This is a genomic window from Candidatus Pantoea communis, from assembly GCF_011752685.1.
GTDB lineage: Bacteria > Pseudomonadota > Gammaproteobacteria > Enterobacterales > Enterobacteriaceae > Pantoea > Pantoea communis.
In genome coordinates this window covers 68953-80800 of record NZ_VWXC01000006.1, presented here as the reverse complement: position 1 = coordinate 80800, position 11848 = coordinate 68953, and the positions used below count along the sequence as shown (strand labels likewise).

At 56.2% G+C, this 11848-nt stretch carries 7 protein-coding genes; all 7 read left to right on the top strand.

Annotated features, from left to right (window positions below; all coding sequences use genetic code 11):
• Positions 1–250 precede the first annotated feature (250 nt).
• Positions 251–1027 (top strand): cellulose biosynthesis protein BcsO, encoded by a 777-nt coding sequence (gene bcsO, locus F3J37_RS10110; RefSeq protein WP_034827786.1) that lies wholly within the window; start codon positions 251–253, stop codon positions 1025–1027.
• Positions 1018–1818, top strand: a complete 801-nt coding sequence (gene bcsQ / locus F3J37_RS10105; protein ID WP_034827788.1) for a cellulose biosynthesis protein BcsQ — start codon at positions 1018–1020, stop codon at positions 1816–1818. The genes bcsO and bcsQ overlap by 10 nt, the downstream gene beginning before the upstream one ends.
• Positions 1819–1880: 62 nt before the next feature.
• Complete coding sequence (gene bcsA / locus F3J37_RS10100) at positions 1881–3986, top strand: UDP-forming cellulose synthase catalytic subunit (protein ID WP_160868680.1); 2106 nt, start codon at positions 1881–1883, stop codon at positions 3984–3986.
• Positions 3983–6526, top strand: a complete 2544-nt coding sequence (gene bcsB / locus F3J37_RS10095; RefSeq protein ID WP_166933261.1) for a cellulose biosynthesis cyclic di-GMP-binding regulatory protein BcsB — start codon at positions 3983–3985, stop codon at positions 6524–6526. Before bcsA ends, bcsB begins: the two co-directional genes overlap by 4 nt.
• A gap of 11 nt (positions 6527–6537) precedes the next feature.
• Complete coding sequence (locus F3J37_RS10090) at positions 6538–10341, top strand: cellulose biosynthesis protein BcsC (RefSeq protein WP_166933259.1); 3804 nt, start codon at positions 6538–6540, stop codon at positions 10339–10341.
• The gene (gene bcsD / locus F3J37_RS10085) at positions 10342–10788 is read left to right on the top strand and encodes a cellulose biosynthesis protein BcsD (RefSeq protein WP_034827794.1); all 447 of its coding nucleotides are present in this window, start codon (positions 10342–10344) and stop codon (positions 10786–10788) included.
• 9 nt (positions 10789–10797) lie between these two features.
• Positions 10798–11802 (top strand): family 8 glycosyl hydrolase, encoded by a 1005-nt coding sequence (locus F3J37_RS10080; RefSeq protein WP_166933257.1) that lies wholly within the window; start codon positions 10798–10800, stop codon positions 11800–11802.
• Positions 11803–11848: the final 46 nt, after the last annotated feature.

Genomic DNA, 11848 nt, shown 5'->3' with positions numbered 1-11848 from the left:
AACTTGAACCACTTCTGCTTCATATCAGTAGCTTAGGTGAATGTTTTTGTCGTTATTATTTCAGTTAATCGATATTAATAAATCTCGGGCCTTAAATATCTGCACGCTTTTTGCATTGCCAGAATTTCAATCATATTGATAAAAGTCTTTTGTTGAATCCGCCGTTTTTGTAATCAGAATTCCCTCACTCTCTTTTAATGTGTGTGATATATTCGCGGAAAATTCCCTCCCGCTTTTACAGGCTCTGATCATGAAGAATTACGACGATCTGCAGCGTTTTAAAGAAAAGACCAAAACGCTAGATATCGCTTTTAAGGATATGTCTGGGCAATCGCAGGAAGCGGATCACAGCCAGTGGGCGATCATTCGCCAATTAGCGACCGATAATGAGCCTGAGTTAGGCAGCGGCCAGCGTATTGACCTGCCACAGCCGCAGCCGATTCGCGGTGATGAGTTCAGCGCACCCGCTGCTGCACCGGCAGCAATTTCACCTGCGGCCAGCACTTCACGCGGTTCGATTCTCGACAGCCTGGCGGCCACTGCGCCTGCAGAACCTGCGCCAGCCACGCCGCCTGCGGGAGTCTCGTCTCTCTTCCCGCCTGCACCCGCGGCTAAACCGGCACCTTCTGTGATCTCACAGGCACCGAAAGCGACCCATGTTGAGCGTCAGGCCACGACGTCGCTGTTTCCACCGCCGCCAGCGAAACCGGCTGCTGCACCTTTATCTGCATCCGCACCTATCGCTGCGGTACCTACAGTGACGCCGGCTCCCGCACCTGTAGCGAACCCTGCTCCAGCGCCTTTAGCCTCACCGATTGCCGCGACATCGGCTGAAGCGCCGCAGGCTACAACAACGTTCAGTGCGCCCGCGTCTACCTTTACCGCTCCGGTTGAACCGGCGCGTCCGGCAGCTTCTGCACCCTCACGTTTTGGTGCCCTGTTCCGCTCGCGTGCGACGGAACCTGCTAATCTTTCAAAAGAAACACCCTTAAAACCGCTATTGGAGAAGATTGCGCTATGCCGTTAGTTTGTGTGTGCTCGCCAAAAGGGGGAGTAGGGAAAACCACCATGGCGGCCAACCTTGCATGGAGCCTGGCTCGCGCTGGCAGCAAGGTGTTGGCAATCGATTTCGATGTCCAGAACGCATTGCGCCTGCATTTTGGTGTGCCACTGCACGATGGTCGCGGCTTTGTTGCGCGCTCTGAAGAGCAGGCTGACTGGAGCCAATCCATCCTCACCACCGGCGGTAATATTTTCGTCATGCCTTATGGCGATGTGACCGAAGATCAGCGTGAGCGTTTTGAAGAGAACCTGATTAAAGATCCGCATTTCCTGCGCCGCGGTCTGGACACGGTTTTAAATTATCCGGGACTGGTCATTATTGCCGATTTCCCGCCAGGCCCAGGTCCGGCACTTAAAGCCATGGCCGCTTTGGCCGATATGCATTTAGTGGTGATGCTGGCAGATACCGCCTCGGTCTCTTTACTGCCGCAAATTGAAAATGACCGCATGATAGGTCAGCCGCTCAATAATAAGCGTGGTCATTATTTCGTGCTTAACCAAAGTGACAATCGCCGCAATATTAGCCGTGAAGTCACTGGCTTTATGCAGCAGCGTTTGGGCGAGAATTTATTAGGCGTGGTGCATCGTGATGAAAGCGTCGCGGAAGCCAATGCTTCACAACAATCAGTTTATGATTTCAGCCCGGCATCAGCCGCAGCCTTTGATATCGAACTGGTGGCGAAGCGCGTAGCCAATATCCTGAATATTACCGTGGGTAACGGTGAAGTTCAGGCACCTATCCGCAGCCATTATTAATCGCCAGGCATTTGCCTGGCGGTATTAGCAATAATAACAACACAGCTTCTTTAGGGTGAATCATGAGTAAACTCGGGTTTTACCTGCTGCTGCTGGTGCTTGCACCTGTGGCCGCGGTAATCGTCATCACGCCTATGGACAGCCAAAAACAATATATTTTTGGCTTAATCAGCATCGGGATGATGTTTTTACTGGGCTTCAGCAAAAGCCGCAAAATAACTGTCATCATGGTTATCCTTTCTGCGCTGATGTCGACCCGATATATCTGGTGGCGCACCACGGAGACGCTGCAGTTTAATTCCGAGATTGAAGCGATTCTCGGCATCGGCTTATATCTGGCCGAACTGTATGTCTGGCTGATTCTGATTCTCGGCTTCCTGCAAACCACCTGGCCATTAAAACGCACCATTGAACCGTTGCCGGACGATACCAGCCTGTGGCCTACCGTTGACGTCTATGTCCCGACCTATAACGAAAGCCTCGACGTAGTGCGTGATACCGTGCTGGCGGCGCAGTGCATCGATTATCCGCGTGACAAGCTCAAGGTCTATCTGCTGGATGACGGCAAGCGCAGCGAGTTTGCGGTTTTTGCCGCCGATGTAGGGGTGGGCTATATCACCCGTGACGACAACAGTCATGCGAAAGCCGGTAACCTCAACCATGCGATGAAAATCACCAAGGGTGAGCTGATCTGCATCTTTGACTGTGACCACGTCGCCACCCGTACTTTCCTGCAGGCGACCGTCGGTCCGTTCCTGAACGATCCCAAGCTCGCGCTGTTGCAGACGCCACACTATTTCTATTCACCGGACCCGTTTGAACGTAACTTGCGTGCAGCGCGTACCATTCCGAACGAGGGGGCTTTGTTCTACGGCCCGGTTCAGCAGGGTAACGACAACTGGAACGCCACCTTCTTCTGCGGTTCCTGTGCGGTGATTCGCCGTAGCGCGCTGGAAGAGATTGGTGGATTTGCGGTGGAAACCGTGACCGAAGATGCGCACACCGCATTGAAAATGCAGCGCCTGGGTTGGGGGTCTGCCTTCCTGGCGATTCCGCTGGCTGCAGGTCTGGCAACCGAGCGTCTCGGTTTGCACGTGGTTCAGCGTAACCGCTGGGCGCGTGGCATGACGCAGATCTTCCGTGTGGATAATCCGCTGTTTGGCCGTGGTCTGAAATGGCAGCAGCGTCTCTGCTACCTCAACGCCATGCTGCACTTCCAGTTCGGTCTGCCGCGCGTGGCATTCCTGACCGCGCCGCTGGCGTACCTGCTGTTCAACCTGAACATCATTCACTCGTCGGCGTCGCTGATCTTCGCCTACGTATTGCCGCATCTGGTGATGTCGCTGTACGTCAACTCCCGCATGAACGGCAAGTTCCGTTACACCTTCTGGGGTGAAATCTACGAAACCGTGATGTGCTTCCACCTCGTGATCCCGACGTTGCTGACCATGCTGGCACCAAAGCGCGGTAAATTTAACGTAACGGATAAGGGGGGCCTGCTGGACCAGGGCTTCTTCGATTTCCACATCGTCCGCCCCCATGTGATTGTCGCGGTACTGCTGACCATTGGTATCGTCGCGGGTGTGGTTCGTGCAACGGCACATGATTACTTCGGTGTTGACCCTTATGTTATCGCCCTCAACGTCGGCTGGGCGGTGTTCAGCCTGATCATCCTGATGGCGGCGATTGCCGTGGCGCGCGAAACCAAGCAGGTACGTAAAACCATTCGTATCGAAGTGCAGATTCCGGCGGTGATTCACTACGCCAGCGGTATCTCATCACGCACCCAAACCAGCGACCTGTCGATGGGCGGCGCGCAACTGGATGCACCGGACAACCGTCATGAGCATGATGAAATTGAAGAGATTGATCTGCTGCTGAAATCCGGTGCCATCACTATTCCGGTGAGCAAAATCTCCGGCGATGAAGAGACCATTCGTCTGCGCTTTGGTGATATGCCGCTATCGCGTCGTCGTGAGCTGGTGCGTGTGGTACTGGCGCGCGCCGATGCGTGGATCCAGCCCGAGTATAAGCAGGACAACCCGCTGGTATCGTTGGGCACTATTATTCGTACCGTATTTGAGCTGTTCTGGCTGACCTGGAAAGATCGCCGTGAGAAGCATAAGCGTGAAAACCAGTCGGCAGTGAAAGAGGACAGCGCAGTATGAAGAATTTGACGCAAACGTTGCTGGCAAGCTCGCTGGCGACGGCGCTGATGCTCGCCCCGGCCTGGGCAGAAACCCCTGCGGTAACGCAGGATAGTTCGGCCTTGTCCAACGTGCCGCCACCGCAAGGCATCCAGAGTGAAGCGGATGCCCAGTTGCAGCAGGCGGCGGGTGCAACACCTTATGCGCCCACTGAAAATGCACCAGCAACTGAAAATACTGCCCCGGCTGCGACGGATATGCCAGCAGCCAACGCCACGAACTCGGCTGCACCACAGACGGAGCCGCCTGCTACCACGCCAGCGCCAGAGATGGTGCTGCCTGATGTGGCAGCTGCGGCATCAGTCGCCGCACCCGTGGTTTCCGCTTCTGCGATGCTCAATCAACCTATCAGCAGCACCATTTCCGTGGCGCAGATGGGCCAGCCGCAGGGCATCACCTTAACGGGCGGTCAGCTGCAATCCGGTATCGTGTTTACTCTGCCGAGCGATGAAGTGATCACCAACGCGCGCCTGAATCTGTCGCTGCGCGTTTCAGCAGCACTGGCGGCGCGTAATACCTCGTTGCAGCTGATGCTGAACGGTCAGCCGCTAGGCACCTTGCCGCTGGGTTCGAGCGACAGCGATGTCAGCGACTACCAGTTGGATATCCCAGCGGCAATGGTGGTCTCAAGCAACAACCTCAGCTTCAAAATTAACGATGCCGACAAACTGCTGTGCGAAAAAGAGAGTGCACAGCAGTATCAGGTGTCGATTCTGCCTAAAACCACGCTGAGCCTCGAAGGCCAGCAGTTGAATATCGGCACCAGCCTGCGCAACTTCCCGCGTCCGTTTATGGATGCGCAGCGTATGACGCCAGCCAGCGTGACCTTTGGCTTTACCGCCAATGCCACGCCGGACAGCATCAGCGCGGCGGCGTTAGTGGCATCATGGATGGGTATTCAATCGGACTATCGCGGCATTCGTTTCCCGGTGGTGCGTGGCGATCTGCCTGAGCACAACGGCATTTTGATTGGTCATCCCGGTGAGAAGATCGGTTCTGTGACTTTACCTGCCACCAACGGTCCGCTGTTGCAGGTGATTGATAACCCGAACAACCCGGTTTACAAACTGCTGTTAGTCGTCGGTGCGGATGATGCTCAGTTGCGTCAGGCGGCAAACCGTTTGACCACGCAACCGCTGGCGACCGATGCCAGCAGCCTGAACGTGCAGCCGCAGCCGATTGGCCTGCGTAAGCCGTATGACGCGCCGCGCTGGATCAATACCACTCGTCCGGTGCGGTTGAGCGAGCTGCTGCGTAAAGATCAGAGTCTGACCACCACCGGCATCTGGCACGATGCGCTGAGCGTGAACTTCCGCGCGGCGCCAGACCTGTTTATGTGGGATGGCGACACCATTCCGGTCGAGCTGCACTATCGCTTCCCGTCAGAAAGCTGGATTGATGAGAACAAATCGTTCCTCAATGTGATGATTAACGGCACCTTCCTGCGCAACCTGACCGTAAACAAAGTCGGCTTGCTGGAGAGCGCCTGGCATCGTCTGGGCGGCGACGCCCGTCAGGAGCACTACACCCTGAAGCTGGAGCCGTATCTGATTTACGGTGATAACCAGCTGGCGCTGTACTTCAACATCAAACCGAAAGCGGACGCGCCATGTGGTGTGTTGCTGAACAACAACATCAAGAGCCGCATCGAAGATGATTCGTGGATCGATCTGAGCCACACGCGTCACTTCACCATGCTGCCGAACCTGTCGTACTTCGTTGGCGCATCATTCCCGTTCTCGCGTCTGGCGGACTTCTCGCAGACCACCTTGCTGCTGCCAGAAAAACCGACCGATGCAGAGATCTCCACGCTGCTGGATATGTCTTCACGTGCGGGTAACGCGACCGGTGTACCGCTGGTGCAGAACCAGGTGCTGTTTGGTTTGCCAAATGGTGGCACTAACCTGACACGCCTGCAGGACAGTGATCTGCTGGCGGTGAGCACCACACAGAACAGTGAATTCAATCAGCAGATGCTGGCTAACACGCCTTATCAGACCAGCGGTAATACGTTGGGCGTGAAAGATCCGACGACCTGGGACAAGCTGCGTGGCTGGCTGACCGGCGACTGGAACCTTCAGCAGCTGGATGCCGATCGTTACTTCTCCTCCAACGAAGCGTGGCGTGGCTTTGTCAGCTACCGCTCGCCGTGGAATGCCGATCGCCTGGTGGTGATGACGGTGGCAACCAGCGATCAACAGCTGCTGCGTTTGCATGAAGATCTCAACTCGGCGCGCATTAACGCGGGCATTCGTGGCGATACCGCCATCATCACTGATGAAAACGGTATTCGCAGTTTCCGCGTCGGCCCACAGTTCCCGAGTGGCGAAATGCCGTGGTACATGATGGTGGTGTGGTATGCCAACCAGCATTCGGTGCTGATGGCGCTGGCCGCTCTGGTGCTGGCAACGCTGGTCGGCGGTAGCGCATGGGCGATGCTGAAGCGTCATGCATGGCGACGCCTCAACCCGAAAGCTGATAGCAAGTCCGGCAAGAAGTAAGGATAAAAACAATGAAAAAAAATCTGTTGAGTGCCGGTATTCGTCATGCCCTGATTCTGGGTGGGGCACTGGCGTTCTCTCAGCCGCTGCTGGCGGCGGAGAGCACCAATCCTGCGTTACAAGCGTTGTTTGATCAGGCGGCTTACTGGCATCAGAAAGCGCATGACGATTTGGCCAAATCTTCGCTGCAAAAAGTGTTGATGGTGGAACCCAACAACACTCAGGCGCTTTATTTGCTGGCGCTCTATTCCCAGCAGAGCGGCAGCAGCGCGGAAGCGGCGCAGTGGCGCGCGCGACTGAGTGCCGCATCGCCAAACGATCCGCACCTCACCGAGCTGGATAATGCGCGTCAGCTGCAAACCATCCCACAGGCGCAGCTGTCGTTAGCGCGCCAGCAGGCCCGCAGCGGCAATATTGCAGCTTCGCTGCAAACCTGGCGCAATACCTTTAATGGTAATGAGCCACCACCGAGCGTGGCGGCGGAATATTACCTGACCATGGCCGGAGACCGCTCGCTGCTGCCGCAGGCGGTCGAAGCGCTGCGTCAATTCGCGGCCGATCATCCACAAGATACCGGCGCGAAGCTGGCACTCGGCAAAGCACTGACCTATCAGGAATCGACCCGTCGTCAGGGTATTGATCTGCTGGGCACGCTGGCGGATGGCAACAAAGATGCTGACCGTTCACTGCGTCAGGCGCTGCTGTGGCTCGGCCCGCAGGCGTCCGATGCCTCGCTATACCAAACCTGGCAGCAGCGTCATCCGCAAGACAATGCGGTGATGGATTACTACCGTAAAAATGTTGGCGGCGCTGAGAAGGGTGCTGGCTTTACCGCACTGAACAGTGGTGACGTCAGCAACGCGCAGAACAACTTTGAGAAAGTGCTGCAGGCGAACCCGCAGGATGCCGATGCATTGGCAGGGATGGGCTATGTGGCTCAGCGTGCCGGGCGCTATGCCGAAGCGGCTGATTATCTGACGCGCGCCGCGCAGATGGGCGGCGATCAGAGCGAGACGCGCCAAAAGCAGGCAGCCGATGCGCGCTTCTATGCTCAACTGGCGACCGCGCAGCAGGCGCTGAAAAACGGTGACAGCGCGCAGGCATTAGCCTTGAGTGAACCCCTGGCGCAGGCCGATGGCGAGAAAGGCGTTTCAGCTAAGCTGTTCCGCGCGGACGTGCAGCGTCGCAGCAATCAACTCGACCAGGCAGAACAAACTTATCGCTCTATCCTGCAAGCCGATCCGAACAACCGTAACGCCAAAGAAGGCTTGTTCTACGTGCTGCGTCAGCAGAACCGCAGTGCAGAAGCGAACACGCTGCTGGCTTCTCTGCCGGATAGCGTGCGCCAGAGCGTGGCCCCGCGCGGCAGCAGCACCGATCCGATTCGTGCGCAGGCTAAGCGTGAGCTGGCGGCAGGCAACAACAGTGCGGCGATTGCCACGCTGAACAGCGGTATTCAGCGCTATCCCAACGATGGCTGGTTACGCCTCGACCTGGCGCGTATTTATCGCGCACAGGGCGATAATATGATGGCCGCCAATATCATGCAGCCGTCGATGCGCAGCGGCGCCAGCACGGCAGAGCTGTATGCTGGCGCATTGAACGCCAGCGAGAGCGGTGCCTGGCAGCAGGCGAGTTTACTGCTGTCACGCATACCGAACGGCAGCAAGAGCAGCGATATGCGCGAGCTGGCGCAGCGTGTGAACTTCAACCTGCAGATGACCACCGCCGATCAGTATCTGGCGCAGGGCTCGAATGCTGCAGCGGCGAATACCCTGCGTGCGCTGGCCTCGTCACCTCCGTCCAACCCGGTGGATGCCGGTAACCTGGCACAGAAGCTGGCGAAAGCGGGCGATCTCACCACCGCTGTCTCTGTGGTGCGCAGCAATATGCAGCGCGGCATTCAGGGGAATGCCGGTGATTACGCTGCACAGGTTGCGGTGCTCAACCAGGCGGGTCTGAATACCGAAGCGCAGAGCTTCCTCAGCAGCCCGGAGTTGCAGGCGCGCAGTACACCAACGCAGCTGGCGGGTATTCGCAACGGTTACGTGATCAACGAAGTGGATCGTCTGCGTGAGCAGAAGCAGTACGCCGCGGCTTACGACAAGCTGGTGGGCGCACTGCAGCACGATCCACAGAACCGCGATCTGATGTTCGCCATGGCGCGACTGTATCAGTCCGGCAAGATGAACAAAGAAGCGGGTGTGGTGTATGACTACCTGATGACCCAGGATACGCCAACGCAAGATGCGCGTATCGGTGCCATCAACGTGGCACTGGCGAATAATGACGTCAATAAAGCCAATACCCTGACACGCGGCCTGAACAATGAGCAGTCACCGGATCGCCAGTTGTTACTGGCGCGCGTGGCTGAAGCCAACGGCAATCACAGCCAGGCCATGAGCTATCTGCGCAGTGCGCGCGGGCAGTTGATTGGTCTGCAGGGTGCCACCAACGGTGATACGCCAAGCGTGGGTGGCCTGGCATTGGCGGATAACCCGTTCATCAACCGGGGTACTTCGCCGGTGGGACGTTCTCCGTCTGCTTATGGCGCGGTGATGCCATGGCAATCGGCACCGGATGTCACCAGCAGCGCAACGGGGACCACGCTGGCCAGCAATACACCGGCAATCCAGCAGAGCCAGACGTTACGCCAGATCGACAGTATGATGGACGATCTGCAAGAGAAAACCGGCACCTGGATTCAGGGCGCAGTACAGGTGCGTGGGCGTGACGGCGAATCGGGTCTGAGTAAACTGACTGAAGCGAAAGCGCCGTTGACGTTCTCCACCGTGCCATTTGGCGAATCGCGTTTCGATTTCACTATGACACCCGTATCTTTAACGGCTGGCAGCGCATCGGGTGATGCCTGGCGTCGCTTCGGAGCGAACCCCTTAATTCAGGGGCTAGTTGTCGCTACGGGTGGAGCCACCGTCAACGATGTACCAAGTGCATCTACCGATTCTCAGCGTGCGTCAGGCGTTGAACTTAACATGGCGCTTAAGGGCGACAGCTACAAGATTGATATAGGGAGTACACCACTGGGCCAGGATCTCAGCACCCTTGTAGGTGGTGTGCAGTGGTCACCAAAACTCACTGATTTCCTGACGTTAGTATTGACGGGTGAACGTCGTGCGATGACGGATAGCCTGCTCTCTTATGTTGGCGTAACTGACAAGGCTACCGGTACGAAGTGGGGCCGCGTAACCAAGAACGGCGCAAACGCTTTACTTAGCTACGACAATGGCGATGCTGGCTTCTATGCCGGTGTAGGCGCTTATAGCTATATCGGTGAGAATGTTGCCAGCAACAATAGTTTGAATGCTACCGCCGGTGCTTACGTCCGTCCGTTCCACTACGACGATCGTGAGCTGAAAGTGGGCATGAGCTTGTCATGGATGGACTTCTCGAAAAACCTTAGCTATTTCACTTATGGTCAAGGTGGTTACTTCAGCCCGCAGAATTACGCATCGGTTTCATTCCCGATTGAGTTTTCGCGTAAATTTGACGACTTGAAAGTCAATGTAGGCGGTTCCATGGGTTACCAGACTTATAGCCAAGATAAAAGTGCATATTTCCCTAACGATCCTGATGCACAAACTGCCATGGAATTGCTGACTTCTGCAGGTTTTGCGAAAGAGGCTTATTACTCAGGCACTAGCAAGAACGGTATTGGCTATAACTTGCATGCTGGTGCGGACTATAAGATTAACAAAGATGTCACCATTGGCGGCCAGTTAGGCTACGACACCTTTGGCGATTACAACGAGAGCACAGCGAATCTGTACTTCCGTTATCTGTTCGGAGACAACTAAATGAGTGAGCAGGCAACCGCGCGCGTCAGCCATCCGCATCAGCCGGGTTGGTTTGATCTGGTCAGCGTGATGATTGAAGGGATGCTGGACAACGCGGGCGAGGAAGCCGAAGGCTTCCTCAACAATGTGGGCGCATCGCTGGCAGCGCGCTATCCTTTAGCGGAAGCGCGCACCGTGCAGGATCTGGAACGCGAGATGAATCTGCAACTGGCGCGCTTTAGTTGGGGTTTCACCCAGCTTCAGCCGCTGGAAAATGCCATTCTGATTCAGCATCATGCGCTGCCGCAGGGCGACAGCAAGGTGGGTGCAGAGCGCTGGCAGCTGGCGATGAGCGCCGTGCTGGCCGGTGTTTATTCACAGTGGCTGCAGGCACAGGGCGGCAGCGCTGCGGTGCCGGTTACCTTCGAAAAGAATGACGGCAACACGCTGCATTACCGATATCAATAGGATTGTTTGATGAGAGTCATGCGCTTCTGGCGTCAATGGATGCTGTGTTTCATGGTGATGTTTTTCAGCGCCCAGGCTGCTGCAGATGGCTGGAGCACCTTCAAAGGCCGCTTTATGAGCGGCGATGGACGTATCAGTGATACGGCCAACAATAATGTCAGTCATACCGAAGGTCAGGGTTATGGCATGCTGCTGGCCGTCGCGAACGACGACCGCACCACGTTTGATCTGCTGTGGAAGTGGACGCGCACTCATCTGCGTAATCCGCAAAACGATCTGTTCTACTGGCGTTACACGCCGGGTGCTTCAGACCCGATTGCCGACAAGAACAATGCCTCTGATGGCGATGTGCTGATTGCGTGGGCACTGCAGCGCGCAGGCCAAAAGTGGGGCGGTGATTATCAGTCAACTTCTGACCGTATTCAGCGCGCCATCGTCAAACAAAACGTGATCACGTTTGGCGGCCACACGGTGATGTTGCCAGGCGCACAGGGCTTCAATAAAAACAGCTATGTGGTGCTGAATCCCTCTTATTTCCTGTTTGCCGCCTGGCAGGAGTTTGCTGAGCGCAGCCATTTGCGCGTATGGAATAACCTGATCGATGACGGCATGGAACTGCTCGGTGATATGCACTTTGGCAAAACCGGTCTGCCGCTCGATTGGGTGGCGCTGAATGCCGATGGTTCAGTGGCACCGGCAGTGGGTTACTCCAATCGCTTTAGCTACGATGCGATTCGTATTCCGCTCAATATCTGGTGGTATGACCCGCAAAGCCTGCGTCTGGTGCCGTTCCAGCGCGTCTGGCAGGGCTATGGTCGCCAGACGACACCGGCCTGGTTTGATGTGCTCGCCAACACCCCTGCGCTCTACAATATGGACGGCGGCTTGCTGGCGATTCGCGATCTGACTCTGAATCAAACCGGTTATCTCAGCGATCGTTTAGCGCCGGATCAGAACTACTTCTCCGCCAGCTTGCAGTTACTGACCTGGCTGGCGTATCAGGAAAAGCGTTAAATATTTCGCGATACATCGCGTTGTCAGCACATAGCGCGATTTTTGT

What these genes read in the sequence shown, in the direction of transcription:
- bcsO (WP_034827786.1), top strand. Translation starts at nt 251, where the DNA reads ATGAAGAATTACGACGATCTGCAGCGTTTTAAAGAAAAGACCAAAACG.
- F3J37_RS10080 (WP_166933257.1), top strand. Translation starts at nt 10,798, where the DNA reads ATGAGAGTCATGCGCTTCTGGCGTCAATGGATGCTGTGTTTCATGGTG.
- F3J37_RS10090 (WP_166933259.1), top strand. Translation starts at nt 6,538, where the DNA reads ATGAAAAAAAATCTGTTGAGTGCCGGTATTCGTCATGCCCTGATTCTG.
- bcsB (WP_166933261.1), top strand. Translation starts at nt 3,983, where the DNA reads ATGAAGAATTTGACGCAAACGTTGCTGGCAAGCTCGCTGGCGACGGCG.
- bcsD (WP_034827794.1), top strand. Translation starts at nt 10,342, where the DNA reads ATGAGTGAGCAGGCAACCGCGCGCGTCAGCCATCCGCATCAGCCGGGT.
- bcsA (WP_160868680.1), top strand. Translation starts at nt 1,881, where the DNA reads ATGAGTAAACTCGGGTTTTACCTGCTGCTGCTGGTGCTTGCACCTGTG.
- bcsQ (WP_034827788.1), top strand. Translation starts at nt 1,018, where the DNA reads ATGCCGTTAGTTTGTGTGTGCTCGCCAAAAGGGGGAGTAGGGAAAACC.